Below are 26,358 nucleotides of genomic sequence, written 5' to 3' on the forward strand. Positions count from 1 at the left end.
TCACTTCCGAACGAGGCCGGAGCCTGCTTAGGCTCCGGCCTTCGTCTTCTTGAGTTTCTTCACGTAAGTGCCAGCCACAAAGCGCATCTCCATGGAAAACTTCAGGGATAAATCCACCTGATTTCGATCCACATCGAGAACCAGGCTCAGATTCTCGACCAAGCTGGCTTCGTTGCCCGAGAAGGCGAGTTCAAACTGAAGCGAGTTGGAGCTCGGAGTTTGATTGGAGAATCGGAAACGGAACACCAGCGATTTCCCATTGAAAACGAAATTTCCCTCCAGGTTCAGATCGTAGTTGAGGGATGCGTCATCACCTGAGACGAGCGCTTTGAAGACGAGCTTGTTTTTCCCGCCCGCCTTCTCCCAAGAGTAGGCCGCGGTGATGCTGAAATCGACCGCCGTCTTCCCTCCACCCGCCTTCACGCTGGCGACGCCCGAGAGCTCCAGCACATTGCCGTTGTCGAAGGTATGCTTGACCGCGCCCGAGAACTTCGCCGTGAAGACCTGATTGGAATAGCCCAACCCCAGTTTCCAGGAAGCGCTGCTCGCATCCCAGGTATGTTGACCACTGATGGTGAACGCCAGCTTCGTGCCAGCGGCATCCGAGAAATAGGCAAAGCCCGCGGTGATCGCCTTCACCTTGCCGCCAAAGGCGATGGCTACATTCTTGTTGCTGGTCCCCCGCTGAACATTCGCGGCAAAGCGAAGTCCATCCTTCGTCAGGTCCCATTTCCCAGTGAATTCAATCTGGGCGCGGTAACGTTTGGGTTTGGCCTGTCCGGGGAGTAGATTCTTGGTGAACGCGTTGAAGCGAATCAGATCGTCGCCCAGCAGGTCCGCATCGGTATTCCGAATCGCCTCGAGGCTCTCGGTTTGCTCGGCCCCCTGGATGGTGGCCTCCCCCCCGCCCACGAGACGAACCACCAGATCATTCGTCTCTTCGGCGAATTCGATATCGCCATACACAACGAGGGTTCTGCCCGTCAGCTTTCCGTCCTCCCCAATGAGTTCGTAGTGAAGCTGCTGCGGATCCGGAACGACGATCTGCCCAAAGTAGGTCACCGGATCGGCGGTGATGCCATCCACGGACTGGTCCTTGACGGTGGCCTGAAGCTGGTTGTCCTCGTTGAAGCGATACTCAAGATCGATGGGATCTTGGCTGACCCCATCCAACTCATAGCGCAACTGGTTGTCTTTCGGATCGTCATTAAGCGACTGCGAGCGCCAGCGACCCCGAACCCTGGGCTGGCCATCCGTGATGATGGCAACGTCGCCGTTGGCCATAAACAAGCGCGTTTCGGTGCCAAAGTTGACTTTTAATTCATTCATAGTTGTGTGCGTTCATTAGAAGCGTTGAGAAAAAGAAACGATGAACATGCCCGATCGTTCAAGCGTTGAATCGGGCGAATAGCCGTAGCCGAGCGAGAGACTGCCATTGCCCAGGTTGCGAATCTCCACCGCAATGCCGTACCCCAGCTGATCCAGATCGAAGGTCAGCATCTTTTCCATCGAGGATTCCGTCAGCACCCGCGCGCGATCCACAAACAGCTTGATCAGGATTTGGTTCAAGGCAAAGGGAAGATCCGAATGGGCCGAAGTCGGTGCCTCGGAGCGGTCCTTGATCGTCAGGAGCTTCGCCAGGAACTCCACGTTGGCTCCCAGCTCCGCTCGATCATAGCTGACCGTGCGGCCAATGAATTCACCATCCCGCATGCCCCGCAACTGGAAGGAACTGCCCAGCCGGAACTGCTCCATCGCGGGCGTCCGATCGCTGGTCGCTCCGCCTCCGATGCCGTAGCGCAGAAGGAGATCCTCCGGTCCCCACACGCGGAAAGCATACTCCGACTGGAAGTGGACTGAGAGCCGGTTGAAGTCGAAGTCTCCCCCCATGCCGGCGAACGCCTTCTCCGCCTGGATCCTGACCCCGAACGTGAGCAGATCGATTCCCGCGCCGTGGTTGGCGGGGGCTTCATACTGCAGCGAGGACCGCCCCTCGACCGAGGCGATGGTCGTGCGCCCGTCGATCAGATCGGCGCTGGATCGCAAATCGGTTTCACCCCAGCTCAGCTCGGTGTCTAGCTGTTGCCTATGCTGGAAACGCGACACGGCGCCCATTCGATCCAGCGATCCATGGATCAGCGAGTGTTGCAGGTGGAGGTCGTTGCGGCGCTCCTCAACTCGACCGGGAGCCAGCTGGCCCAGCCGCTGATTCGGCCTTCGATCAAACTCGCCGCCGGCGGTGAACTGCCCTGACAGGGTGGTGTCCGGCTTGTCCCAGGGCTGGAAGCCGTTCAAAGCCACTCTCTGCAAGTCCGGGCCGCCCTCCAGGTTCAACGCCAGTCGTCCGCCAAAGCCAAGCAGATTGGTGGTCTGCAAACCAACACCCAGGGTGGCATTGTTGAGAGTGGAGTATCCCGCCCGCAGAACCAATCGGACCGATCTGACGTCGGGCTTGTAGTAGACCAGATAGGTCAACAGGCCCCGATCCAGCTGCGAGGTCACTTTCTCAACCTGCGATTCCTCCCTGAGCTGGACGAGATCAGCGTCGATGCGGGTAGCGGTGGCGAGCCCACCCACTCGGGCAGCCAGCTTGTCACCCACCTTGGCCCACAGCTCCTTCGCCAGCACCTGCCTGCGGCGTGACAGCGCGGCAACATTGTAGGCCGCGTTCGCCGGAGCCTCCTGAATCCCCTGTTCCCGCGACCGTTCCATCTCGGCCTCCGCCTCTTCCTCGTCGGGGAACTTGGGGATTTCAATCCGAATCTCCCGAATGAGCGGCGTGGAAGCGAACTGCAGGACCAGTCGGCGGTCCTGGTTTCCGAACTTCGTGTTGACCTGCACGCTGCCCGCTAACATGTCGGGCTGGGCCGTGATTTCCTGCTTGAGTTGGGTGAGCGCTCTTTCGCTCGCCACGATCGAAGTCGGGGCGTTCGGCCTCCAGCCGGCCTTCATCACCTGTTGCAACACCGAGCCGAGCCAGGTCCAGAACTCTTCTGGCAACGCCCCCGCGTCCGCCGGTGCCATCACCTGAATGCGGTTGGTGAGCTCCTCTGCCGATAGCCCCAGAGCCAGATGAGGCAATACCCTGGCGATATCCACCGGCGCCAGACCCGCGCCGGGGAGTTCAATGACGATTTTCTCGAGACGAGTGGGCTCCGGGGCACGAAGCTCCGCGCTCATCGTAAACGAAATCGACTGCCCCACGACCGTTGGAACTGGAAGCCCGGACATGTCGGGGGCGAAATCGATAAACTCCGCCGTCACTCGCTTAAGATTCTTCCGGTAGTCGTCGAGGCTTGGAAGCTGCGTCCCAAATCGAGAGGAATAGGAGAGGACATAGCGACGGAATTCCGCAGCCTCGGATTCGATGTCCGCCGGCTCCGGGAATCGCTCCAGATGCCATTTGAAGGGGGCCCCCTTGGCCTGAAGGAGCAGCTTGATGTCGCCAGCCCACACCTGAACTTCCTGAGCGCAGAAGGCATCGCCAACGGCAAACAAGCTCCCGACGAGAATCAGACATCCAAGGAGCCTCCGAACCCACGCGAGACGCCATCCGGCAGGGGACGGAACCTTAGATCGGCGCGAACGTTCCAAGGTGCACTCCAGTTGCGTCATGGCCTGGTGAAATACCGGGAGGGAGGGGAGAATTCAACCTAGAAACGGCAGTTGAGCGGCGTCGAGATGCGCAATGGCTTGGATGAGCATGACTTGAGTCGAACCGAGGCGTATCCGGAAGGTGATACGGCGAGGTTCGACGAAAGTCATGCTCGCCAAGATCTTGCGTCAGATTGATGCCGGGCAACTGCCGTTTCTAGGTTCAACCGAGAAACCGTGGGGAAGTTGGAAAGGCATCCGACACCCGCAGGGAAGCGCTGCCTGGTGTAACCGTTGCTGGCCGAGCGGAACGTCCGGGGGCAGACGTCGCTCTGGCTTCAGAATGTGGGGCGCGGGAACCGCTCTCTACTTTCCCGCTGCAGCCTTTTCGGTGATGGCGTTGATGCTGCCCACCTGGGCGGCCTTGGCCGCATCGATGACGCGAATGAACTCGCCCACCGGAGCATTCCGATCCGACTTGATCGCCACGCTCACCTTGGGGTTGGCTTTCGCGGCCGCGATCAATTCATTTTGCAGGCGATCGAAAGTCACGGGAGTGTTGTTGATGTGAAAGTACGGGAAATTGGTGGAGACCTGGATCAGGAACGGCTTGGCATCCTGCGACCCACCTTGCTTCGCCTCCTTGGACTCCGGCAACGCCAGCTTCAAGGAGGCCTCCTGATTCTTGAAGTGAGTGGTCACCATCAAGAAGATGAGCACCACGATCAGCACGTCGATCAACGACACGATGATCACCGAAGGAGCCGCTCTCCGCTTGTCTTTTCCGAATCTCATAGTTCAGTCAGGATGATGGGCCACAGACAGCCGGGGAACCCAGGCTAACCTCGACGGGGTCAGCCTTTGTTCGGATAGTTCTTGCGCAGAAACTCGTCGCACAGGGTTTCGAGTTCCACGGTGTAGGTTTCCACCCGACGCGAATAAAAGCTCCAGGCAACCAGAGCCGGAATCGCGATAATCAAGCCGCCGAATGTCGCCCGCAACGCGAGAGCGATGCCGCGGGCGAAATCCGCGTTCTCCCCGCCGGCCACCGACTTCATGCTGCCGAACAGCTCGATCAGGCCGTAAACCGTGCCCACCAAGCCCAGCAGCGGTGCCACTCCGACCAGGATCTCCAAAATGAACAGGTTGCGCTCCAGCTTGCTGATCTCATGGCGCGCCCGCGTTTGAACGATCTCCACTGCCTGTGTGCGAGGCCAGTCCAGATGGTCCGCCGCAACCATCAGCAATCGTCCCAGGGTCGATGGATACTTCTGGCAGAGCGCCTTCACCTCGCTCACGGAGGCCAGTTCCATCCCGCGAACCAGCGCCACCGGAGTGACCTTTTCGCGCTGCAACGAAATGCCCCGCTCAATGATGATCGTCACGCCGAGAACCGAGGCGGTGAACAGGCTAAGTAGGAATAATAGTTCCATAGGTTTTCAGTAATAGAAAAAGGTCAACGTCACCGGCCGCACATTGCCACCGACCATTCGGTGCATGTCGGTCGGCCACTTGGGATACGGAGAAGGATCTACTACGGCGCGTTGGCAGAGGATCGCCAGCGGCTCCCCCACTTCCGTCTCGCGAATCCTCAAGTCGGTGATGGATCCGTCAAATTTCAAATTGAACTGCAGAACCACCTTGCCGCTTTTGGGACTCAGGGAGGAGTTGTCCAACAGATTGTACCATTGCTCCTGCACGGCCCTGATCCAGGCGGCATCGTATTCACCGAACGGTGTGGCCTTGGCATCCACGGCCAACTGCCCCACGCGCCGAACACCTCCTTCTTGTTTCATCTTCTCTCCGGCCAGTCCAGCCTGCTGTCGAGCGTCGGCCAAGGTTCGAGGTCGCGGCTTGGGAAGCGGGGGCGGCGGGGTCGGGGTCTGCAGCGCCGGATCCCGACGGTCGGGCGCAGGCTGAGGCGAAGGTGGCTTGGGGGCCTCCGCCGCGCGGGCGGTTTCGGTATTGCCCGGGGCGGGTTCAGGCGGCTGCTTCGGGGGCGGGACCTCCTTCGGCGGCGGCGGGGTCGGCTGCAACGCAATCTCGGGCTTCGTCGGCCGAGGGGGCGGAGGAACCGGATTGGGTTTAGGCGGCGGGGGGACAGGTGCGGGCGGGGCCGGCAACGGGGGCGCTGCGCGCGGGACATCTCTCAGCTTGGCGATGTTCTCCTGACGCCCATCGACTTTCGGAAGCGACGTGTCCCGCTTGGGATCGGGGTTCGCGGCCTGACTGTTCGCCGCCGAATAAAACTTGGCATCCTTAGGCGGCGCTTGGTTCGATGGCTCAATCTCGATGAACGTCAGCGGGATCTCCCTCGGGATCGATGGAAAATTCGTCGGGCTGTTGGGCGGCGGTCGCTGGGCGATCGGCGGCTTGCGCTTCACAAACGCCTGAATGAGCCGATCCGGCAAGTTCAACACACCAAACCGCCACATGAGGAACACCACCAGATGAATCAGAATCGAGTACAGCAGAGAAACCCAGAGCGGGTTCTTACGCCACTCCTCGACTCGCTTCTCCATCCATTGACTCATCCGGGTCGTGTCCACTCAATCAACCTATCAGCTGACGTCTCAACCGCCGTCTCATTCAGATTAAGCTCAAGCAACCAAACCAGTTAAGAACAAATCGGCACCGATCGGCTCCCACTGCAGGCCGGATAATCGGGGTGCCTCCGCCAAGGATCCAAACCCCTGGCCCGCCACGGCGCGCCGGGCATCCCGTCCTCCCAAGATTTTGGGGGCATAAAAGAAGGCAACCCGGTTTACCAGGCGTTGCCGCAGAAACGCCGCATGGACCTCCCCGCCCCCTTCCACCAGCAACTGAGTCACCCCGTCCTGACCTAGCTTCCCCAAAAGCCAGTCGAGATCGACCCGGTCGTCCACAGCGGGAGCAACCCAGACGGTCGCCCTTTTCGAAAGTGCCTTCACCCGACGCTCAGGAGCCCGTCCAGTGACCACCACTATGGTCTCAGACGGATCAGAATCGCCGATCAACCGGGAATCCAGCGGGATCCGGGCTTGAGAGTCCAACACCACCCTGCGCCAGGATCGTTTCGGCCGCCGAAAGCCACATCCAGGAGAGCAGCGAATGGTAAGGCTCGGGTCGTCAGCCAAGACCGTATTAACCCCGACTAAAATCGCATCCGAACCTTGCCGAAGGCGCATCCCGCGAGCACGGGATTGAGGACCGGTTATCCACTTGGACTCGCCGCTCCCCGTGGCGATCTTGCCGTCCAAGGTCATCGCCGCTTTGACCACCACAAACGGGCGTCGGGACACCACCCAATGGTTGAACGATTCGTTGAGCCGCGCCGCCTCCTCGCCCAGCACTCCAGACCGCACCTCCAGGCCTTGCCGCCGAAGCAGCCTTAAGCCGCGACCACGATGTGCGGGATTAGGATCAATCGCCGCCACCACGACCCGACGAATGCCAGCCGATCGTATGGCCTCAGTGCAGGGGGGAGTGCGACCGTGGGTGCAGCAGGGTTCAAGGGTTACGTAGAGGGTGGAACCGACGGTCGAGCGCCCGGCCCGCGACGCGGAGCGAATCGCCTCTACCTCCGCATGGGGCAGTCCGGCCCGATGGTGGTAGCCTTCCCCGATCACCCGTTTGCCGCGAACCAGAACGGCGCCTACCAGCGGGTTGGGAGAAACATGACCGTACGCGCGTTTCGCCAGTTCCAACGCACGTCGCATGGGGGCGTGATCCGGATCGTTCACTCGGAGAAGAGAGCCGCGGAGAATTCCTTCGAATCAAATGGCTGCAAATCCTCGGGTTTCTCACCCAGACCGATAAACTTGATGGGGAGCCCCAACTCACGGTGGATCGCGACCACCATGCCACCCTTGCTGGTGCCGTCCAGCTTGGTGATGACCAACCCCGTGATCTTCACCGACTTATTGAACTCGCGCGCCTGGTTCAGCGCATTCATCCCGGTGGAACCATCCAAAACCAGCAACGTCTCGTGCGGCGCTCCGGCCAACTTCTTGTCCATGACGCGATGCACTTTGACCAGCTCCTGCATCAAGTTGTGCTTGGTGTGAAGCCGGCCGGCCGTGTCCACAAACAGATAGTCGGCCCCGCGGCCTTGAGCGGCTACCACCGCGTCGTGAGCAACCGAAGCCGCATCAGCCCCATGCTCTCCGGCAATCACGGGCACATTCAGTCGCTGCCCCCAAAGTTTGAGTTGCTCGATGGCAGCCGCGCGAAAGGTGTCGCAGGCCGCCAGCATCGCCACCTGCCCCCGGTTTTGAACCAAGCTGGCCAGTTTCGCGGCGGTGGTGGTCTTGCCGCTGCCGTTAACGCCCACCATGGAAACCACCGTCACCCCCGACGCCGCCTTGACCAACGGCGCCTGCGCGCCGGAAAGGCTCTTTTCCACTTCGCGACGCGCGATCTCGAGAAAGTCGACGCCAGAGCGCCCCTGGGTTTCATAGGCCTTGCGGGCTTCGCGGCAAATCTGGTCCGTCACCGTCGCCCCCAGATCAGCCCCCAGCAGCGCCATCTCAATCTCCTCCAGGCTCGCCCCGGACAACTTGGGGGAAAGAGTGACGATCCGCTTGATCTCGTGGACTAGCTTGTCCTTGGTCTTGGACAGGCCGTCTTTGAACTTTTGCAACAAACTGAACATGTGTTTCCTGTGGTTCGCTTCGATCAACGTCCTGCTGACCTCACTCGATCTCGGCGTTCGCGAAGACGCTCGACAAACGGATAAGGAATCTTGACCCCGCCGATCAAGGGACATCCCTTGTTCATGCCGTGGCAATCCGATCCCCCCGAGACCAAAAGATGCAGCTGGTCGGCCATGCGGCGGTAGCGATCGACGTCGGAAGGCGAATGCCGACTATGCCAGCATTCCAGTCCATCCAGTCCCAGAGCAGCGAGTTCCGGGATCAGATCATCGGATCGATTGAGAGCCGGGTGAGCCATCACCGCCACCCCGCCCGCCTGATGAATCAGCTGGATGGCCTCATCGACAGAGAGCTTCGCTTTGGGCACCCAGGCCGGGCGATGCATCTTGAGATATCGGTCGAACGCCTCATCCGACGTCGCGCAGAAACCGGCCTGAACCAAGGCCCGGGCGATGTGGGGACGCCCCGGCGATCGGCACCCGGCCAGCTCAAAGACCTGATCTGCCTCCAGCGCGACCCCAACCTCGTTCAAGCGCTGCACCATCTGACGGATGCGTTCCTGTCGCACTCCTTGATAATGGTTCAGGACGGAAAGCAGCCGGGCGTGCTCGATATCCAGGTAATAACCCAAGATGTGGAGTTCAACCCCATTGGAAGCCTGGGCGGTGAACTCGCACCCCTCGATAAACTCGATTCCATGACGAGCACAAGCCTCGGCCATCGGCGGGCAACCCTCAACCGTGTCATGATCCGTCAAGGACACCGCTTGGAGCCCATGGCGAGCCGCCTCGGAAGCCAGCTCGTCCGGACTGTAGGTCCCGTCGGAAAAACGCGTGTGCAGATGCAAATCCGCCAGCCACTCCGCGGTGGATGTGGAAGTAGCCCCGCTCACGAGGTCACAGCGCGTGCCGGGCGAAGCAACTCGCCTTTGATCTTGTCCAGAATTCCGTTCACGAACTTGCCGGAATCTTGGGTTGAGAACCGTTTCGCAATCTCGACCGCCTCGTTGATGCTGACCACCGGCGGAATATCGTCCCGGTGCCGCATTTCATAGACCGCCAAACGCAGGATATTACGGTCTACGGCTGCCATTCGGCGAATGTCCCAGTTGTGCGCAAACTTCTGAATCTCAGCATCGATCGCATCCCGATGTTGGATCACGCCGCGGATAAGCGGCTCGGAAAACGAGCGAAGCGCCAGGTCATCCGTCGTGGGCGCAGCCGATTCCGGATCAGGGGTGCCCACCAAGGTAGGCTTGTCCTCCTTCAGCGCCGCCAATCGTTGCGACTCGAAGAAATGATCCATGGCCTCGCCCAGGTTTTCGGCCGGGTTAAAGTCAAACTGATAAAGAAACTGAAGCGCGCGCTCGCGCGCCTTTCGTCGCGTACCCATGCCATCAGCTTGCCGGAGGCGAGCAGAACGGAGAAGCAAATTATCGAGTGAATCTTCAAGCGCGACAAAAGCTGGGCTTTGGAGTTTAGTTTCCTAACTGTGAATGCACAACTGCTTCAACTGATTGGAGTAGCCAAAGACCATGGTGCCAGCGACCTCCATATCGAGGCCGGTCTGCCAGCGGCCCTGAGAATCCGCGGCCAATTGCGCGCCCTCGATCAAGCTCTCCCTCCCAAGGACACCCTGGCAATGGCCCAAAGTCTTTTGCAATCAGAGGGTTGGAACCAGTTTCTTCAACGGCGCTCGGCCGACCTGTCGGTCACAGCCCAGGGAATCAGATGCCGGATCAACATCCTCCAGACAGCCCGCGGAGTCGGCATGGCCATCCGAATCCTCGCCGCCCACCAAGTCACACTGGACGCCCTGAATCTCCACCCCGACCTCAAGCGCTTGGCTCAGGCCCACACCGGCCTTTTGGTGGTCACCGGCCCCACCGGATCGGGCAAATCATCCACGGTGGCGGCCTATGTCGAGGAGATCAACCAAACCGAAGCGCGCAACATTATCACTATCGAGAGCCCGATCGAGTTCTTACACCGCCCCAAAAAGGCGTATTTGCGCCAGCGGGAAGTCGGCCGCGACACTCCTTCGTTCGAGCAAGCCCTCATGGACGCATTGCGCGAGGATCCCGATGTCCTGGTGGTCGGGGAAATGCGCGATCCCTCCACGATGCGCCTGACTCTCAGTGCGGCTGAAACCGGCCACCTCGTCATCACCACCATGCACTCAGGCACTGCCACCGAGGCGCTTCAACGGCTCGTTTCTAGCTTTCCGCCCGAAGCTCAATCCAGTGTTCGGGCCCAACTCGCCGACTGTCTGGTAGGCGTCATCGCTCAGCGTCTGAGATATCGGCCCGACTTAAAGCTCAGGGTTCCCGAGTGCGAAGTCCTGATCATGACCCACGCCACCCGAGCCCAAGTCCGCGCCGGAGAATTCCACAAACTGGCGTCGTCCATCGAAACCGGTGCAGAGCATGGAATGTGGAGTTTCGCCCGCTACTCCCATTGGATCGAAAACCGCAAGCAGTGGTTCAACGCCGCCGAACTCCTCCCCGCCGAACCAGATGAGCTTCCCGCGTCAGTTCTACCTCCGCTGCCCTCTCCGGGGATTCCGCAGGCTCTCCCACGACCCGTTTCAACGCCCCCTCCTCCGCCCCCCACCAGCGAACCCACTCGCCCGGGACGGAGGATTGAGATCGAGCCGATCGAGGGTGCCGTCGACGAACTTTTGAAGCGACTAGGCCCGTCCTGAACCGTTTTGAGGCATCCACACGCATCACGCGTGGAAATTACGCACATTTCCCCCCTGGTTCGAAAAGGCTGGTTCGCATTACCAACGACTTACCGTTTGGCATCCCGCCTGCTTTAATAAACCGAGGACTGAAGCTTTTGGGTTGGCCTCAGTTCCCACAATAGGGTTTGGGTTAGGGTTAGGGTTATCGTCCCGCTTGCGCCGCCTAGGGATCGGCAGCAGGCGGGACGTTTTTATTTCCTACCGGAGCTGATTCCACCACTGAGCGATCCAATAACCTCCGCCCCCGAACCATCCCAGGGCACCCCGCCAGCCCACCCACCACAGCCCGAGAATCCATAGCAGCGGGGTGAAATCCAACTTCCGGGCCTGGAGACGCCAAGCTCCGAGCAACCCGAGCAGGTTGCGGGCAGTCACCCCGATGAAGTTCCAAAAAGCGGCCTCACCCAGATAGATGTAGCTGTTCAACACATACAATCCCATCACTGAAAGCAACGCGGGTATCCACGTCTGATAGGCATAGACTCCCATCAAGACGCAGCGAAAGACCCGCGTTTCCAGAGAAGCGGGGACGGGAAAGAGCCCGATTACTTCCAACCACCACCCAATCCCGAGCCAAAGAAGACCGGCCAACAACCCTGGCAACATCAGTTTAGCCCACACCGGGAATCGCTGCACCCTGCCCAAGTGAAGCCGGACCAACCGAAGGCAGGCATCAGGCTCAGTGACGCGATGATTCAAAACACTCAGCAGAAGTAGCCAGAAGTAAAAAACCAAGCTAAAGACCGCGAAGCTCAACCCGGAGAAGAGAAACATGCGCATGATCATCCGTGGGTTGAACGAAATGGAAACCAACCCGAGCGGAAGGACCATGTTGACCCGGAGATTGTTTCCGATGGTGTAGTAGGCCAAGGCCCGGATGAGCAACAAGCCAATCAACGCCGCCAGATAGGGCCAAGCCTCCGCTTTGGGGGATGCTGTGCTCTTAAGTGTGCCGGCCAGAGAAATACCGCCCGGTCCAGGATCCTTCTTGGCCAGCCTCAAAAACCGCCAGTTCAGCCACAGCAACAGAGCGGCAAGATTCAGGATGAAATCGAGAAGTGCCACGGCATCCTTGGCGAATCACACGTTTCCGAAGCCCCAGCCTGTGCTCCACGGCCCCTCGGTCCATCCCCGGCCGGGAAGCTGGCTCGCCCTCAGCTCACATCATCTTAAGCAAAGTTGCCGCCATTTCTGAAGGCGTTGCCGCGACTCCGATGCCAGCGGCTTGGAAAGCTTCAATCTTGGCGGCAGCGGTTCCCTTACCTCCGCTCACAATCGCGCCGGCATGGCCCATGCGGCGTCCCGGGGGAGCCGTCGCTCCCGCGATGAATCCTGCCACCGGCTTGGTGCCGTGCTGCTTGATCCACTCTGCCGCTTCCTCCTCGGCGCTCCCGCCAATCTCCCCAATCATGATAATCCCATGGGTCTCCGGATCGTTCATGAACATCTTGATGACATCGAGATGAGAGGTGCCATTGACCGGATCACCGCCAATTCCAACACAGGTGCTCTGACCCACTCCGCGGGCAGTGAGCTGAAATACCGCTTCATACGTCAGCGTGCCGCTGCGGGACACCACTCCGATGTTACCACGCTTGTGAATGTAACCGGGGGCGATGCCAATGCGGCAGCCACCGTGGCTGTCCTTACCCTCTCCAGGGGTGACCACGCCCGGGCAGTTAGGCCCAATCAGACGGGTCTTCTTGCCTTCCATCGCTCGACGGACTCGAATCATGTCGTTCACCGGGATCCCCTCGGTGATGCACACCACTAGATCCATTCCGGCATCAACGGCTTCCAAAATGGCATCCGCCGCGAACGGCGGCGGTACGAACACGGCACTCGCCGTCGCTCCGGTCACTTTAACCGCATCGGCCACCGTATCAAAAATCGGAACCTTGCTCTCAAAAAATTGCCCGCCCTTGCCCGGAGTGACCCCGGCAACAACCTGAGTGCCGTAAGCCAAGCTCAGCTGGGTGTGGCGGGCGCCAAACGCTCCAGTGATGCCCTGGACCAACACCTTGGTTTGTGGAGTGACGAAGATAGCCATGTGTGAAAAAGAGTGAGTTAAATTGATCGAATGAATCAGGCGCCAACAGATTTGACGACCTTTTGGGCGGCGTCCGCCATGGTATCCCCGCTGATGATGGTCAGGCCGCTGTTCCTGAGGCTGTCTTTGCCCGCGGCCACATTGTTGCCTTCCAGTCGAACCACCAAGGGCAGCTTGAGCCCGGTCTCACGAACGGCCTCCACGATGCCGGTGGCAATTACATTGCAGTCCATGATGCCACCAAAGATGTTCACGAAGATCGCCTTCACAGAAGGATCACTCAGGATGATCTTGAAGGCAGCCGCTACCTGCTCCTTGCTCGCGCCGCCGCCCACGTCCAAGAAATTCGCCGGATCGCCGCCGTAGTGCTTAATGATATCCATGGTGGCCATGGCCAACCCGGCCCCATTCACCAAACAGGCGATGTTCCCGTCCAACTTGATGTAGTTCAGGGAGAACTTACTGGCCTCGATCTCCAAGGGCGATTCCTCCGCCAGATCGCGCATCGCCTGAATGTCGGGATGCCGATACAGCGCATTGTCGTCCAGACCGATCTTGGCATCGACTGCCACCAACGCTTCCTTGCCGTCGGGTCCGGTGACAATGCACAACGGATTAATCTCGACCATCGAGGCGTCGCTTTCCCACCAGGTTCGGTAGACCGCCTGGATCAACTTCACGCCCGAATTGAAGGCATCGCCCTTGAGGCCGAGCGCAGTGGCGATCTTCCGGGCCTGATACGGCATCATCCCCACAGCCGGGTCGATGTGCTCGCGAACAATCTTCTCGGGCGTCTTGGCCGCCACTTCTTCAATGTCGACACCACCCTCGGTGCTCGCCATCACCAGCGGGCGAGAGACGGCACGGTCCAGCAAAACGGCCAAGTAAAGCTCCTTCTTGATGTCTGGAGCGGAGGCAATCAAGAGCTTGCTGACCAAGCGGCCCTCGGGACCCGTTTGCTTGGTCACGAGCACATTGCCGAGCATGGCTTTGGCTTTGTCGAACACCTCGTCCGCGGTTTTGCACAGTTTGACGCCCCCTTGAAACCCGCTCTTGAAGGTCCCCTTTCCACGGCCACCGGCGTGGATCTGCGATTTGACGACCGCCAGGGTCGAACCCTTGGCGAAAATGCCCTCCGCGATTTTACGGGCAGCTTCCGGGGTGTCGCACACCTCGCCCTGAGGCACATTGACCCCGTGTCGCTTTAACAGATCCTTAGCTTGATACTCGTGAATGTTCATTCGTTGTCAGGAAGCCGATGTCGCCAAAAAAACACCGCCCGATCGGGCGGCGGCACACACTATCGTTGATCGATCGGAAGCACCTTAAGCCCGGAGGGCCCGGTGTAAACACTTTGCGGACGAATCAGCCGATTATCGGCCAACTGCTCCAGCACATGCGCCGTCCATCCCGCGGTGCGCGCAATCGCGAAAATCGGGGTAAACAAGTCGGTGGGAATGCCCAGCGAATAGTAGACGGTAGCCGAGTAGAAATCGACGTTCGCGTGGAGATTCTTGCGCTCCAACATGAGTTGGGCAATCCGTTCGCTCATCTGGATCCACTTCGGCTCGCCAATCTGCGCGCTCAGCTTTTGCGCCATGCGCTTGAGATGGGGAGCCCGGGGGTCCAGCACCTTGTAAATCCGATGCCCAATGCCCATGATCTTCTTCTTCTGGGCCATGGCATCCTCAATGTAGGCATCCACACTGGCCAGATCACCAATCTCCTGCAGCATCTTGATCACGCCCTCGTTGGCACCCCCATGCAACGGCCCTTTCAGCGTGCCGATCGCGCTGGTCACCGCCGAATACATGTCGCTCAAGGTCGCAATGGTCACCCGAGCCGCAAAGGTCGAGGCGTTCATGCCGTGATCCGCATGCAGCACATAGCACAGATCCATGGTGCTCTCCATGTCGGCCGAGGGCTTCTCTCCGTTGATCATCCACAGAAAATTCGCCCCTTCTCCGAGCGTCGGATCCGGATGGACCAGGCTCAACCCTTGGCGATGGCGGTGGAAATAAGCGGTCACGACCGGAATCTGAGAAATCAATCGCAGTGCCTTGCGCCGCTGCGCATGCTGGGAATCGTCCTCCGCCGTGGTGTCGAAGCACCCGAGAATCGACACCGCCGTGCGCAACGCATGCATGGGCGGTGTGTCCTTGGGAAGATTGAGAATGGTGTCAATCACACCCTGCGGAAGATCCCGAAACCCAGCCAGAGTCGCACGCAACTCGGAAAGCTCCTTGCGGCTCGGCAGATGGTTGTGGTGCAGCAAGTGCACCACTTCCTCATAACTCACCCGACCCGCCAACTCATCGATGTCATAACCGCAGTAGATCAAACGGCCCACTTCTCCCTGAACATCGCTGAGACGGGTTTTGGCCGCGACAACACCCTCTAAACCTTTCGTGATTGTTGCTGGATCTGACATGAATTTGAGCCCTAGAAATTCGTTAACCGCAAGACGACCGAAGCCTAGGTAAGGGGGAATCCTCAGTCAATGGGTTTGTGCTCAACCACGTCCGGACGGGCATTTCATAACCAATCTTGCAGGGCACAAATCAACAAACTAATGCATCGGCGACTTCATGGGAGTGACCAGAATCTTGTCCACACGATGCCGATCCATGTCCAAAACCTCCCAAACATAGCCCTGATCCCTAAAGGTTTCTCCCTCCTTGGGAAGATGCCCCAGATGCTTGGTGATGTAGCCAGAGAGGGTCTGATACTCGTCCTGGTCGAACGCGACGCCCGGAATGGTTTTGGCAACGCGATCCACCTCCATGAGGCCATCGACTAACCAGGTGCCATCCTCCCTCTTTTGAGCCCCCGGCCGCGCGCGCTCCTCGGCAGTGGGAAACTCGCCCACGATCGCTTCCATCACGTCATTAATGGTGACCAGTCCGGAAATGCCGCCAAACTCGTCCGCCACCAAGGCGAGGTGTTTGCCACGCTGCTTGAAGGTCTCGAGCAACTGCAAGGCGTCCTGGCTCTCCGGCACCACCAAAGGCGGGACCATCAAATCTTTTAAACGCACCCCGGCGTTGGCCGCAAGATTGGCATAGATCGACTTCACCGACACCAGGCCGACGATGTGGTCCCGGTTTCCGGCATACACCGGAAAATAGCTGTGATTGCTCACGACGATCTTGTGCCAGATCGCCTCATGCGGATCGTCCTGGTTCAGAAAGATCACCTTGGTCCGAGGCGTCATCAGATCGCGCACGCGGAGTTGATCCAACTCCAACACACTCGACACGATCTCGCTTTCGACTTTGTTGAACGCGCCAGCGCGCATCCCCTCTGCCATCAGCACTCGCACCTCTTCCTCGTTGATGGCGTTCGCCGGTTCAGGCTTGATGCGGAAGAGGCGCAGCAGCAACTCCGTGGAACCCGATAGAAAATCAACCAATGGCGCACAGGTCGCTGACAGGCGGCGCATAAACCTGGATACCAGCAGCGCGATCCCCTCAGGATTGCCGAGCCCAATGCGTTTGGGTACCAGTTCGCCCAGAACCAATGAAAGATACGTGATGAGCAAAACGACTACCCCGAAAGAGACCGGACGGGCGTAGGGAGCCAACCCCGGCAACTGTGCCAGGTGGGGGACGAGGTGCTCGGACAGTCGAGCTCCACCGAACGCACCAGCGATGACTCCCACCAGTGTAATCCCGCATTGCACCGTGGCAAGAAAGCGGTTGGGCGATTCAGCTAATTCCAGGGCAGCCTTGGCGCGTTCGTCTCCCTGCTCGGCCAATCGACGCAACCGGCCTTTATTGGCCGAAACCACGGCGATCTCCGTCATAGCAAACACCCCGTTTGCAACGAGAAGCAACACCACAACGATCAGTTCCACAGCAAGTTCGGTCATCCGGCTGTAAGCGAAGGGCCAGTTGCCGCTTCCGTCAACCCTCTTTCCGAAGGGGATGATAAGGGGTCAGGTGGTAGTTCGTAGACCCTCATCACTCATCACTCATCACTCACCGAACTCACTTCGTCCGGGTACGGTAGGTCCACGAACGCCCCGTTGCCGGCACTTGAACGATGTAGTCGCGAGCATCCTTGGCCACGCTCAACTTCAAATGGTTCCCGCTGCACTTTTCCGCGTGATTCGCGATCATTTCATCCGGAGCCGCGTTCTGGCCGTCGGCCCGCACATTCTTGTGCACCTGATAGACCGCCTGAATCGAAGCCGTGCTCTTCAACGTCTGCACCACCTCTGCGGCCGTCCCTTTACGAGGCCCATTGTTCATCACGGCTACCGTCGGTGCCAACGACTGAACCAGCAGCGGATGATTGCTCACATCCAGGCCGTGGTGGTTCGCTTGATAAACATCCACCGTCCCGATGCGGTTCACGGGGCAAACCAATTGCTGCTCGATGTTCCAGGTCAGGTCGCCGCCATCAAAAAATCGGAAGTCTCCAAATTGAAGCACCCAAACCGAGCTGTTGGCGTTGTCCGACGGATCGGGGTCCTTGAGCTTGGGCTGATCGCATCCCGCCAAGCCAGTCGCACCCGCGGGGGCCGCCACGAACTCCTTCTTGGAGGCGAAGCACTTTAAGGAGAGCCGAGGTCCCCCACTCACCGGTTTCAATGGAATCTCCAATCCCGCCTTGACCTGTACACGCTGCTCTACCTTCATCTCGCGGTAGGGCCGGATCATCAAGGGCCAGCGGGTATTGGCTTTGTTGCCGTCCGGGTCCGAGTCCGTAACGCCGCCGTCGTAGACCGTCCCGATGGGGAGGAGCTGACTCAGCTCCGGCGCGCCCCCGAAATGATCGATGTGCAGGTGAGTCACGATCACGTGATCGATCCGCTTCAGTCCGGCCGCTTCGACGGCAACCCGGTGCATCCGTTGCGGATCGCGCCCGCCGGGATTACCTGCATCGATGAGGATCGACTCGTCGTTCGGGGTCACAATCAGGGTGGATCCGCCCCCTTCGGAATCGATCCAATAGATGTCGAGAGTCCCGGATTGTTTCCCGGCGAACGAGGGGGGAACCAAGGCCAGGAGAGCCACGGCCAGGATGGCAAGAATGGGGGTCTTCATAGGTTTCGGAGCGGAAGCTAACAAAGGAGCGATCGTTTGAGAACCGAGAATCCAAGAATTCCGCCGATGAAAACCTCTTGCGCCGCGCTGCTCCCTCGTCTAATTTTCGTGGCTCTTGGAAACGGGTTGGTAGCTCAGTTGGTAGAGCAGTGCCCTTTTAAGGCATTGGTCGTGGGTTCGAGTCCCACCCAACCCACCACTTTTTGCTGGGATTTTCTGGCTCAATAGCCCCCAGCCCCCAACTTCGCGGTGCCGCCCGATGCGTCCGCTCCCGACTTCTCGGCCGCCTCCCGCCGTCGATACTCATCCAGCATGGCGGCCGTGGCGGTCGCCCCACAGCGGGAACCACCCAAATCGCGAACTTTGATCAGCCCATCCAGATCGCGCACCCCACCGGCCGCCTTGACCTGAACCTTCGCCGACACGCTCGCGCGCATCAGCGCCAGATCGTGTTCGGTGGCCCCTTTGTAGTTATAGCTGCCATCCGGCTGCTTCACGAAGCCGTACCCGGAAGAAGTCTTCACCCAATCCGCCCCCGCCTTCTCGCAAAGCTCACAGAGCTTCCGCTTGAACTCGTCCGAGCTCAGACCAGCGCCTCCCTTCGTCAAATAGTCGTTCTCAAAAATGACCTTCACCTTCGCCCCCCGTCCATGCGCTTCCGCGCACACGACCTGGATATCGCGCGCGACATAATCCCAGTCGCCGCCGAGGGCCTTCCCGATGTTGATCACCATGTCGATCTCCGTCGCACCGTCCCGACAGGCCAACTCGGTCTCATAGCGCTTCGACTCTGTGGCGGAGTTGCCGTGCGGGAAACCAATGACCGCCCCCACCACCACCCCGCTGCCCTTCAGCAACTCGGCGGCCCGCTTCACGGCATAGGGTTTGATGCAGACCGACGCGACGCCATATTTTGCCGCCAATCGACAGCCGTCCTCCAACTCCTGATCCGTCATCGTCGGATGCAAGAGAGAATGGTCAATCATCTTGGCCAGGTCTTCGTAGGTGTATTTCATGTTTCAACGGGATTTATGCATCAGTGGGGAAAATAAGGAGCCAGCACGTTGCGGGCGACCTTCAGGGCGCGCTGACGTCCTTCCAGGGATTTCCCAAAGGTGTCGTCCTCCACCTCGATGCAGACGGGTCCACGATACGAGGTTTCCATCAAGGCACTCATGAACCGTCCCCAATCCATCTCCCCATAGCCGGGAATGCGCGGCTGATGCCACTCGAGAGGATGCGCAAAGACCCCTACCTCCTGCAGACGATCGCGACGGATCTTCACATCCTTGGCATGGAGGTGGAAAAACTTGGACTGAAACTCCCTCAGCGGACTGGCGGGATCCATCTGCTGCAGGACGAAGTGGGAGGGATCGTAGTTCAACCCGAAACTGTCACTGGGAATGTCGTTGAACGCCCGGCGCCAGATCGCTGGAGTCGTCATGAGGTTTTTGCCGCCCGGCCATTCATCTTTGGTGAAGGACATGGGACAGTTTTCAATCCCGATCTTGATCCCATGATCTTCAGCCAAGGCGATAAGCGGCCGCCAGACTTTCAGAAACCGCGGCCAATTGTCATCCACGCTGCGCGTCCAATCGCGTCCCACGAAGGTGTTGACGTTCTTGAGCCCCAGCAACTCGGCGCCTCGGATAACCTTCTTCAAGTGATCCACAGCAACTTTGGCAACCTGGGGATCCGGATCGAGTGGGTTGGGATAATAACCGAGAGCGGTCAGGGCGACCCCCTGAGAACCGCACAACCCGAGGATCTCGTCGACCCGCCCGCGGGAGAGCGTCGCGACGTCCACATGCGTCACACCGGCGTATTTGCGCTCTGCTTTCCCGACAGGCCAGCACATCGCTTCCACGCAGCTGAATCCTTCAGCGGCAGCAAAGGTGATCACTTCCTGAAGGCTAAGCTCAGCCAGAATGGCCGAGACAAAGCCGAGCGTTAGGGGTTGGGAATTCGTTTCCATCGGAGAATGAGCGTTCCAGAATCTGGGAATCGACACTGTTTAAGATTACAATGCTTACATTTAAAAGCAGCGTCGGGATATCTTCCCGTTTCGCGTTTGAGACACCATGAAATCCATGAACGTTCGAAATGTCGACGTGATAATGGCTCTCCATGGACTCTTTACCCTCCGCGCTCTCCGCGTCTCCGCGAGAGATTCCGGCAGTCCTTCCGAGTCAGGGGAGGGAACTTCTCTCGCGGAGGCGCGGAGGACGCGGAGGTGCACCCGGACTGTAGGGGAGCGACCAGGCTCATGGCCTCGATTCACGTCCACACCCCAGGCAGATAGAACTTGTGAATCGCACTTGCCAAACCGCAAGCCACCCGCTGGAATCCTGGCACCATGGGTTCTCAAATCGAATCGCTGCGACTCGCGCTCGCGCACTCGCCCGACAATTTGCCGCTGGTCCTGCTGTATGCCAAGGCCTGTCTGGACGAACTGCAGCTCGGCGATGCGCGCGTCGCCTATGTTCAGGCAGCCCAGCTGAATCCGAGCAACGCCGAGGCCAAGCTGGGGCTCGCCAAGCTGGCGCAGCTGGAAGGAAAAACCTCCGAGGCCGTGGTCCGAGCCGAGCAGCTCATCCAAGAGCACCCCACCTCCGCCCCCGCCCGCGTGTTCCTGAGCCGAGTGCTGGCCAGTGAAGGCGAGCTTCAGCGAGCCAAGACCCTCTATGAGGAGGCCTTGCGGCTGGACGCGAGCCTGAGCGATCCGGGCCTGGAGAAGATGCTGGCGGGCGTCCGGCCTGCGGAATCCAACGACGCTGCACCACCAACCCAACGAAGACTCGGAGTGACCGGAGACGGCGAAGCCGTGGAAGACTGGCTCGAGGACGACGATGAGCCCCGCGGCGGCAATGCGTTTGACCTCGGCTTGGCCGACTTCGAAAGACCCGACATGAGCTTCGCCGATGTCGGCGGGATGGAGGCTGTAAAGGAGGAGATCCGAATGAAGATCATTTATCCGCTTCAGCACAAGGATCTCTTCAAGATGTACAACAAGAAGATCGGCGGAGGTGTGCTCCTCTACGGCCCCCCGGGCTGCGGAAAGACGCTGATCAGCAAGGCGACCGCCGGCGAGATCAAGGCGAACTTCATCGCTCTGGGCCTGCACCAAATCCTCGACATGTGGATCGGCAGCTCCGAAAGGAACATGCACGAAGTGTTCCAACTCGCGCGCAACAATGCCCCCTGCGTTCTGTTCTTCGATGAGGTCGACGCGTTGGCAGCAGACCGTCGGGACCTGCGCCAGAGCGCCGGACGCAATCTCATCAACCAATTCCTGAGCGAGATGGACGGCGCAGGCCCCGAAAACGACGGAGTCCTGATCCTGGGAGCCACGAACGCCCCCTGGCATATCGACCCCGCCTTCCGTCGCCCCGGCCGATTCGACCGCACCCTCTTTATCCCCCCGCCTGACACGGATGCCCGCAGCGCCATCATCGAAGTCATGGCCAAGCACAAGCCCATTGGGCAGCTGGATCCCGTCGCGCTGGCCAAGAAGACCGACGGCTTTAGCGGGGCCGACCTCAAAGCGATGTTCGACCTCGCCACGGAGGATGTGCTCTCCGAAGCGATGAAGACCGGACAGGTGGTGCCCATCTCCACCAAGGATCTGGCCAAGGCGGCGGGCCGTCATAAGCCCACCACCAAGGCCTGGTTCGAGAGCGCTCGAAACTACGCCATGTACTCCAACCAGAGCGGGTTCTATGACGATGTGCTGAAGTATCTGGGTCTGCTGAAAAAGTAGTTACCCGGCCAGATCCGCACGGGCTACCTCACTCCATGAACGAGACGAACGAAGCACCCGACGCTTCCCAGTGCCTGGTCCGGGCCCATGCCCTCATGGACCGCAGCCGCTACGAGGACGCTGCCGCGTGGCTTCAACGTGGCCTTCAAGCGGATCCGAACAACGCCGAGTGCTTTTCATTTCTGGCGCTCTGCTGGATGAATCTCGACGACAAAAAGCGGGAGTCAGTCGATGCCGCCCGCAGAGGAGTGAGCCTCGAGCCGGAGTCGCCCTTGACCCACGGCGTGCTGGCGCTCACGTTGCTCAACCAGGCTAAGGACGGCCAGGACGAGCCGGTCCGCGAAGCCCTGGCCTCCGCGCAACAGGCGATCCAGTTGGATCCGGACAGCTGCTTCGCTCAAAGCACCCTGGCCCGGCTGTACCTCCGGCTGCGCCGCTGGCCGGAAGCCGAAGCCGCCGCGCGCAAGGCGCTTGAGCTGGACACGACCGATGCCTCGGCGGCGGAGATCCTTTCCGTGGCCCTGCTTCAACAAGGGAAACATGAGACCAACGACGAACTAGTCCGCCAGCAGCTCCAGCAGCATGCCGAGGAGGACAGCGCACATTCGAGCGCCGGGTGGAATGCGCTCCAAAAAGGGGACTATCGCAAGGCCAACGAGCACTTCATGGAGGCTCTGCGACTGAATCCCAACCATGAAGGGGCGCGTTTGGGATTGGTGGAAAGTTTCCGCTCACGCTCCTGGTTCTATCGAACCTTGATCCGCTTTAACGCTTTTCTCTCCAGCCTCACCGAGGGACGTCAAACGGCAATTTGGCTCGGAGGCTATCTGACCTATCGGCTTCTCTACGGCTACCTCAAGGACCGAGCTCCCTTGGTCGCCAGCCTGCTGGCGGGATGTTGGCTGCTCCTGGTGTTCTGGACCGCTCTGGCCCGTGGGCTCAGTTCGCTGCTGATGATGTTAGACCGATTCGCCCGTCAGTGTCTCAAGCCCATCGAGAAGTGGGAAGGCATTGTGGTGGGAGGGATGGCGGTCTTGGCGCTGATCATGTTCGGGGTGAGCTTCGTGCTGGGGAAATGGGTGCAGATGCTGGCGCTCGCGATGTTCCTGGGCGCAATCCCCGCCGCTTCGGCGTTCAATAACGACCACTACATCGGCAAATGGTTCTATTGGGCCGTGGCTGGCTTTTGCGTGGTCTGCGCGTTCTATCCCCTGATCGCTGTCATCCTGTCCGGCTGGGACATCGGCCTTCCCTGGTCCTCGGAGGCCCTGCTGGCTGGCATCGTGACGGCAGTTGCGTTCAGCTTCGTGCGGATGTTTAATTTAGGATATCGCTAGCAGCCTGTCGGACTTGTCCCGACCGGGCGTGAGTGCGGCTGTGGAGTCCTTTTGTGCTGAATTCACTCTTAGGAAACGTCGCGACAGGCTGCTAGATTTTTTTCCTTCGGAAAAGAGTCGATCCGCTGGAGGTTTTCTCGAAACTGGAGTGGACCCTGGTAATCCCGACCTACCATCTGAAAAACCACACCGAATGGTGGGAACGGCCTGAAAACCAAGCGGAGCGGGATGAATTGAGGCGAAATAGACCGATTCTGACCGGTCAGACTGAGTTTCCTAAATCAAGAAGGCACCCCGAAGCTCCGGTCGCCGGCACTTCCTCTAGCCGTGGGCACCGTCCGCGGCTAGAGCAAGCCTGCGACAAGGTTTAGCAAACCGCCGAAAGCGCCTCCCCCCCGAACTCGCTACTCTGTGCAGACTATGAGCGAGATTAAAAAGTGTTTGGGAGCCCTCTGGATGGCTTCCGCCCTCACCGTGCAGGCCGACGAACGATACTTCACCTACGTCTATGAAAGCGACGTCCTCCCGCAAGGCAAATGGGAGTTTGAACAGTGGCTCACCTACCGGAAGGGCTTCCCCGGCGGCGATCGCGATTACAACCGTCATATCTGGGACTTTCGCGAGGAGATCGAGTACGGCCTCACCGAACGGCTGACCACCGCCCTCTATCTCAATTTCCGCAGCACCCAGGATGTGGCGCGCAACCCTTCGGTGCAGGACAGCAGCGACTTCGACTTCAAGGGGATCTCCGCTGAGTTTAAATACCAGCTCCTGAATCCGCACAAGCAGCCCGTGGGTTTAGCGCTCTATTTTGAGCCCACCTACAACGGCAACGAGCAGGAACTAGAATACAAGGTATTGCTTTCCAAGAATCTAGGAGACAAGTGGGTTCTGGCAGCGAACGCCGTTTACGAACAGGAATGGGAACGTGAGGGCGGTTCAACCGAAGAGGAGGCAGTGATTGAATTCACCACCGGAGTTGCCTACCGTCTCACCCCGAAGTGGTCGGTCGGTCTGGAAGGCCGATACCACTCGGTCTACGAAGGCATCGGCCTCGATGAACATCTCGGAACGGGTTGGTTCCTGGGACCCAACGTTCACTATGGAACGTCCAAGTGGTGGGCCACCCTGACCGTTCTGCCCCAGATCACGGGCAGCCCGCGCGAGGGCGGAATCAACCGAACGGAACATCAAACGTTTGAGACCCGGCTGATATTCGGATTGAACTTCTGAGTGGCATCCACGTTCTTGCAAAAGATCGCCGGAGTCAGCTTGGCTGTCTCCGGCGTTTCCTTTAAATTGTCTCGCAACCGTGAAACACGTACGAACCGCCATTCAATGGATCGCGCTGCCAGCGATCGCGATCACTGCCCCTTGCCCCGCCTGGACGGCCACCTATCTCTCCGTGGAACAGGCGCAGCAGGCGATCTTCCCGGGCGTCCAACTGGTCAAGTGGGAGCTTCAACTCACTCCTGAGCAGCGCCAGGCGGTTGAAAAATCGTGCGGTATCAAAGTCCGCAATCCGAAACTCGCCGCGTGGAAGGCGTCCGAAGGAGCATGGTTTCTAGTCGATGAAGTCATCGGAAAGCACGAGTTCATCACCTACGCCGTGGGGATCACGGCCGACGGCGCGGTAAAGCAGATCGAAGTCATGGACTACCGGGAAAACTACGGAAGCGAGGTGCGGCAGAGTCAGTGGCGCAGTCAGTTCGTAGGCAAGCGACGGGGCGACCAATTCAAGCTGGACGGAGACATCAAGAGCATCTCCGGCGCCACCCTGAGCTGCCGGCACATCATGGAAGGGGTCAAACGTTTGCTCGCTACCTATGAACTCGTGCTGCGTAAGTGAGGTGCGTCGGTGCCGACCTCTGCTCGGAACGTTCGTCGAAGTCTGTGCGTGGATGCCAGCTTCGTCCTGCAACCGGACGGAAATGCTGAATCGCGCCGTGGCCAACGCTTTCGCCAGCATGGAACGGATCGAGTCTCTCATGAGTGTTCATGACCCCGCGAGTGAACTGTCGCTCGTGAACCGTCAAGCAGCGGAGCGTCCGGTGAGAGTCAGCGCCGAAACCTTCGAGGTCCTGCGCCGGGGACTCGACCTCGCCCGAGAGTCATCGGGGGCCTTCGATTTCACAGTCGCTCCGCTGCTGGCTCTGTGGGGGTTGTTGCCCTCCATGCTCAAGAGACGATGCCCCGGCAACTGGCAGGCGGTGCGCGTGCTCCGCGGGCAGCGGATTCAATTCGATCGTCCCCTAGCCCTCGATCTGGGCGGGATTGCCAAGGGCTACGCAGTCGACCGCGCGGTTGAGGCGCTCCAGGCCGCCGGAGTCAGCTCCGGGTGGGTCAACGCGGGCGGCGATCTGCGGGCTTTCGGAGATCGACCGCTCGACGTGGGAATTCGGCATCCTCGAACCGGCCAACACTTGCCCAGCTCACTCCGAATCGAAAACGAAGCCCTGGCTACCTCCTCGCCAACCTTTTCGTTAAAGCGATGGAAGGGGGCCATGGTCAGCCATCTGGTTAATCCTCGACTCGGCTGCGCGATGGCAAGCCCGATAGCGGTTACAGTTCGAGCGGCGGAGTGTTGGATAGCAGACGCCCTCACCAAAGCAGTAATCAATTCAATGAATGTTTCAAATGCAAGCCAGCTGGAGCGGATGCTGGATCGGCACCAGGCCACGGCTCAGGTTTTTAGCGCATGAAACGCCACGGACTCTACCTCAGCCCGGCACATCGACGCCTGTTCTACACGACGAGCCTCATTGTGTTCCTGTCGGGAGCGGGTTGGGCGGGGATCCACCAGTTGGACGAAGCGGCACGCCTGACCGAGGAGTGGCGCCGATGCAAGCCTTGGCTGCTGTCCACCCATGGACTTTCCGCCGTGGGATTTGTACTTCTATTGGGAACCCTGCTCGCAGGTCACGTTCCACGAGCTTGGAAAGCGGAAAAAAACCGCGCCAACGGGGTGGTGTTTATGATCCTTACGGCCTTGCTGGTAAGCTCCGGTTATCTTCTCTATTACCTCGGCAGCGAATCTTGGAGATCGGGCACGGCTACGCTTCATCTGGTGCTGGGCTTGCTCTCTCCCGCCCTGCTCTTTTGGCATGTCCGTTCGGGGCGACGCGCCCGAGACCCTGAATAGGGGGACACAGAGGCCTATTGCAATCGTGAGTTCGGGTCGATACTA

At 59.5% G+C, this 26,358-nt stretch carries 24 protein-coding genes and 1 tRNA gene; 8 read left to right on the top strand and 17 right to left on the bottom strand.

Annotation, left to right across the window (positions count from 1 at the left end; translation table 11 throughout):
- Positions 1 to 27 precede the first annotated feature (27 nt).
- The 9 genes from JNN07_19980 to nusB form a co-directional block, all read right to left on the bottom strand.
- Positions 28 to 1,329 (bottom strand): hypothetical protein, encoded by a 1,302-nt coding sequence (locus JNN07_19980; GenBank protein MBL9170024.1) that lies wholly within the window; start codon positions 1,327 to 1,329, stop codon positions 28 to 30.
- Between the two features lie 15 nt (positions 1,330 to 1,344).
- Positions 1,345 to 3,615, bottom strand: coding sequence for a BamA/TamA family outer membrane protein (locus JNN07_19985; GenBank protein ID MBL9170025.1), 2,271 nt, complete (start codon positions 3,613 to 3,615; stop codon positions 1,345 to 1,347).
- Positions 3,616 to 3,960: 345 nt separating this feature from the next.
- On the bottom strand, positions 3,961 to 4,389 hold the full coding sequence (locus JNN07_19990) for a biopolymer transporter ExbD (GenBank protein MBL9170026.1): 429 nt from the start codon (positions 4,387 to 4,389) through the stop codon (positions 3,961 to 3,963).
- Positions 4,390 to 4,448: 59 nt separating this feature from the next.
- Positions 4,449 to 5,027 carry a MotA/TolQ/ExbB proton channel family protein gene (locus JNN07_19995; GenBank protein MBL9170027.1) on the bottom strand — a complete coding sequence of 193 codons (579 nt, stop codon included), beginning with the start codon at positions 5,025 to 5,027 and terminating at the stop codon, positions 4,449 to 4,451.
- A 6-nt stretch (positions 5,028 to 5,033) separates the two neighbouring features.
- Positions 5,034 to 6,143 carry a hypothetical protein gene (locus JNN07_20000; GenBank protein ID MBL9170028.1) on the bottom strand — a complete coding sequence of 370 codons (1,110 nt, stop codon included), beginning with the start codon at positions 6,141 to 6,143 and terminating at the stop codon, positions 5,034 to 5,036.
- 51 nt (positions 6,144 to 6,194) lie between these two features.
- A complete protein-coding gene (gene ribD, locus JNN07_20005) occupies positions 6,195 to 7,292 on the bottom strand; it encodes a bifunctional diaminohydroxyphosphoribosylaminopyrimidine deaminase/5-amino-6-(5-phosphoribosylamino)uracil reductase RibD (GenBank protein MBL9170029.1) in 1,098 nt (365 codons plus the stop codon).
- Positions 7,293 to 7,312: 20 nt separating this feature from the next.
- Complete coding sequence (ftsY, locus tag JNN07_20010) at positions 7,313 to 8,227, bottom strand: signal recognition particle-docking protein FtsY (GenBank protein MBL9170030.1); 915 nt, start codon at positions 8,225 to 8,227, stop codon at positions 7,313 to 7,315.
- 23 nt (positions 8,228 to 8,250) lie between these two features.
- On the bottom strand, positions 8,251 to 9,084 hold the full coding sequence (locus tag JNN07_20015; protein MBL9170031.1) for a PHP domain-containing protein: 834 nt from the start codon (positions 9,082 to 9,084) through the stop codon (positions 8,251 to 8,253).
- 32 nt (positions 9,085 to 9,116) lie between these two features.
- Positions 9,117 to 9,620 (bottom strand): transcription antitermination factor NusB, encoded by a 504-nt coding sequence (gene nusB / locus JNN07_20020; GenBank protein MBL9170032.1) that lies wholly within the window; start codon positions 9,618 to 9,620, stop codon positions 9,117 to 9,119.
- Between the two features lie 99 nt (positions 9,621 to 9,719).
- Here nusB and JNN07_20025 point away from each other — a divergent pair, with 99 nt between their 5' ends.
- A complete protein-coding gene (locus JNN07_20025) occupies positions 9,720 to 10,931 on the top strand; it encodes a PilT/PilU family type 4a pilus ATPase (GenBank protein ID MBL9170033.1) in 1,212 nt (403 codons plus the stop codon).
- 240 nt (positions 10,932 to 11,171) lie between these two features.
- Here JNN07_20025 and JNN07_20030 read toward each other — a convergent pair whose 3' ends face one another.
- The 6 genes from JNN07_20030 to JNN07_20055 all read right to left on the bottom strand — a co-directional run bounded on the left by JNN07_20030 (position 11,172) and on the right by JNN07_20055 (position 18,074).
- A complete protein-coding gene (locus JNN07_20030; protein MBL9170034.1) occupies positions 11,172 to 12,038 on the bottom strand; it encodes a hypothetical protein in 867 nt (288 codons plus the stop codon).
- A gap of 94 nt (positions 12,039 to 12,132) precedes the next feature.
- Positions 12,133 to 13,023 (bottom strand): succinate--CoA ligase subunit alpha, encoded by an 891-nt coding sequence (sucD, locus tag JNN07_20035; protein MBL9170035.1) that lies wholly within the window; start codon positions 13,021 to 13,023, stop codon positions 12,133 to 12,135.
- Positions 13,024 to 13,058: 35 nt separating this feature from the next.
- Positions 13,059 to 14,264, bottom strand: a complete 1,206-nt coding sequence (gene sucC, locus JNN07_20040; protein ID MBL9170036.1) for an ADP-forming succinate--CoA ligase subunit beta — start codon at positions 14,262 to 14,264, stop codon at positions 13,059 to 13,061.
- Positions 14,265 to 14,323: 59 nt separating this feature from the next.
- Positions 14,324 to 15,454 carry a citrate synthase gene (locus JNN07_20045; GenBank protein ID MBL9170037.1) on the bottom strand — a complete coding sequence of 377 codons (1,131 nt, stop codon included), beginning with the start codon at positions 15,452 to 15,454 and terminating at the stop codon, positions 14,324 to 14,326.
- 138 nt (positions 15,455 to 15,592) lie between these two features.
- Entirely contained in the window at positions 15,593 to 16,894 is a 1,302-nt protein-coding gene (locus JNN07_20050) for an HlyC/CorC family transporter (GenBank protein MBL9170038.1), read from the bottom strand.
- A gap of 118 nt (positions 16,895 to 17,012) precedes the next feature.
- Positions 17,013 to 18,074, bottom strand: coding sequence for an MBL fold metallo-hydrolase (locus JNN07_20055; GenBank protein ID MBL9170039.1), 1,062 nt, complete (start codon positions 18,072 to 18,074; stop codon positions 17,013 to 17,015).
- Between the two features lie 123 nt (positions 18,075 to 18,197).
- Here JNN07_20055 and JNN07_20060 point away from each other — a divergent pair.
- Positions 18,198 to 18,273 (top strand) — tRNA-Lys (locus JNN07_20060).
- A gap of 22 nt (positions 18,274 to 18,295) precedes the next feature.
- Here the strand turns inward: JNN07_20060 and deoC are convergent.
- Both deoC and JNN07_20070 read right to left on the bottom strand, forming a co-directional pair.
- Positions 18,296 to 19,090 (bottom strand): deoxyribose-phosphate aldolase, encoded by a 795-nt coding sequence (gene deoC, locus JNN07_20065; protein MBL9170040.1) that lies wholly within the window; start codon positions 19,088 to 19,090, stop codon positions 18,296 to 18,298.
- Positions 19,091 to 19,110: 20 nt separating this feature from the next.
- Positions 19,111 to 20,049, bottom strand: coding sequence for a sugar phosphate isomerase/epimerase (locus JNN07_20070; GenBank protein ID MBL9170041.1), 939 nt, complete (start codon positions 20,047 to 20,049; stop codon positions 19,111 to 19,113).
- A gap of 381 nt (positions 20,050 to 20,430) precedes the next feature.
- Between JNN07_20070 and JNN07_20075 the strand changes: the two genes are divergently transcribed.
- From JNN07_20075 to JNN07_20100, 6 genes are all read left to right on the top strand, one after another.
- Positions 20,431 to 21,834: an AAA family ATPase gene (locus JNN07_20075; protein ID MBL9170042.1), complete on the top strand. Its 1,404-nt coding sequence runs from the start codon at positions 20,431 to 20,433 to the stop codon at positions 21,832 to 21,834.
- A gap of 35 nt (positions 21,835 to 21,869) precedes the next feature.
- Entirely contained in the window at positions 21,870 to 23,171 is a 1,302-nt protein-coding gene (locus JNN07_20080) for a tetratricopeptide repeat protein (protein ID MBL9170043.1), read from the top strand.
- 420 nt (positions 23,172 to 23,591) lie between these two features.
- Entirely contained in the window at positions 23,592 to 24,404 is an 813-nt protein-coding gene (locus JNN07_20085) for a transporter (protein MBL9170044.1), read from the top strand.
- Positions 24,405 to 24,483: 79 nt separating this feature from the next.
- Complete coding sequence (locus tag JNN07_20090) at positions 24,484 to 25,020, top strand: FMN-binding protein (GenBank protein ID MBL9170045.1); 537 nt, start codon at positions 24,484 to 24,486, stop codon at positions 25,018 to 25,020.
- The gene (locus tag JNN07_20095) at positions 24,998 to 25,873 is read left to right on the top strand and encodes an FAD:protein FMN transferase (GenBank protein ID MBL9170046.1); all 876 of its coding nucleotides are present in this window, start codon (positions 24,998 to 25,000) and stop codon (positions 25,871 to 25,873) included. Before JNN07_20090 ends, JNN07_20095 begins: the two co-directional genes overlap by 23 nt.
- Complete coding sequence (locus JNN07_20100) at positions 25,870 to 26,313, top strand: hypothetical protein (GenBank protein MBL9170047.1); 444 nt, start codon at positions 25,870 to 25,872, stop codon at positions 26,311 to 26,313. Before JNN07_20095 ends, JNN07_20100 begins: the two co-directional genes overlap by 4 nt.
- The last annotated feature ends 45 nt before the right edge of the window (positions 26,314 to 26,358 follow it).

The organism is Verrucomicrobiales bacterium (genome assembly GCA_016793885.1).
Taxonomy (GTDB): Bacteria; Verrucomicrobiota; Verrucomicrobiia; order Limisphaerales; family UBA11320; genus UBA11320.

What these genes read in the sequence shown, in the direction of transcription:
- JNN07_19995 (MBL9170027.1), bottom strand. Translation starts at nt 5,027, where the DNA reads ATGGAACTATTATTCCTACTTAGCCTGTTCACCGCCTCGGTTCTCGGC.
- JNN07_20080 (MBL9170043.1), top strand. Translation starts at nt 21,870, where the DNA reads ATGAACGAGACGAACGAAGCACCCGACGCTTCCCAGTGCCTGGTCCGG.
- JNN07_20050 (MBL9170038.1), bottom strand. Translation starts at nt 16,894, where the DNA reads ATGACCGAACTTGCTGTGGAACTGATCGTTGTGGTGTTGCTTCTCGTT.
- JNN07_20085 (MBL9170044.1), top strand. Translation starts at nt 23,592, where the DNA reads ATGAGCGAGATTAAAAAGTGTTTGGGAGCCCTCTGGATGGCTTCCGCC.
- JNN07_20070 (MBL9170041.1), bottom strand. Translation starts at nt 20,049, where the DNA reads ATGGAAACGAATTCCCAACCCCTAACGCTCGGCTTTGTCTCGGCCATT.
- ribD (MBL9170029.1), bottom strand. Translation starts at nt 7,292, where the DNA reads ATGCGACGTGCGTTGGAACTGGCGAAACGCGCGTACGGTCATGTTTCT.
- JNN07_20095 (MBL9170046.1), top strand. Translation starts at nt 24,998, where the DNA reads ATGAACTCGTGCTGCGTAAGTGAGGTGCGTCGGTGCCGACCTCTGCTC.
- sucD (MBL9170035.1), bottom strand. Translation starts at nt 13,023, where the DNA reads ATGGCTATCTTCGTCACTCCACAAACCAAGGTGTTGGTCCAGGGCATC.
- JNN07_20055 (MBL9170039.1), bottom strand. Translation starts at nt 18,074, where the DNA reads ATGAAGACCCCCATTCTTGCCATCCTGGCCGTGGCTCTCCTGGCCTTG.
- JNN07_19985 (MBL9170025.1), bottom strand. Translation starts at nt 3,615, where the DNA reads ATGACGCAACTGGAGTGCACCTTGGAACGTTCGCGCCGATCTAAGGTT.
- deoC (MBL9170040.1), bottom strand. Translation starts at nt 19,090, where the DNA reads ATGAAATACACCTACGAAGACCTGGCCAAGATGATTGACCATTCTCTC.
- JNN07_20045 (MBL9170037.1), bottom strand. Translation starts at nt 15,454, where the DNA reads ATGTCAGATCCAGCAACAATCACGAAAGGTTTAGAGGGTGTTGTCGCG.
- JNN07_19990 (MBL9170026.1), bottom strand. Translation starts at nt 4,389, where the DNA reads ATGAGATTCGGAAAAGACAAGCGGAGAGCGGCTCCTTCGGTGATCATC.
- nusB (MBL9170032.1), bottom strand. Translation starts at nt 9,620, where the DNA reads ATGGGTACGCGACGAAAGGCGCGCGAGCGCGCGCTTCAGTTTCTTTAT.
- JNN07_20075 (MBL9170042.1), top strand. Translation starts at nt 20,431, where the DNA reads ATGGGTTCTCAAATCGAATCGCTGCGACTCGCGCTCGCGCACTCGCCC.
- sucC (MBL9170036.1), bottom strand. Translation starts at nt 14,264, where the DNA reads ATGAACATTCACGAGTATCAAGCTAAGGATCTGTTAAAGCGACACGGG.
- JNN07_20100 (MBL9170047.1), top strand. Translation starts at nt 25,870, where the DNA reads ATGAAACGCCACGGACTCTACCTCAGCCCGGCACATCGACGCCTGTTC.
- JNN07_19980 (MBL9170024.1), bottom strand. Translation starts at nt 1,329, where the DNA reads ATGAATGAATTAAAAGTCAACTTTGGCACCGAAACGCGCTTGTTTATG.
- ftsY (MBL9170030.1), bottom strand. Translation starts at nt 8,227, where the DNA reads ATGTTCAGTTTGTTGCAAAAGTTCAAAGACGGCCTGTCCAAGACCAAG.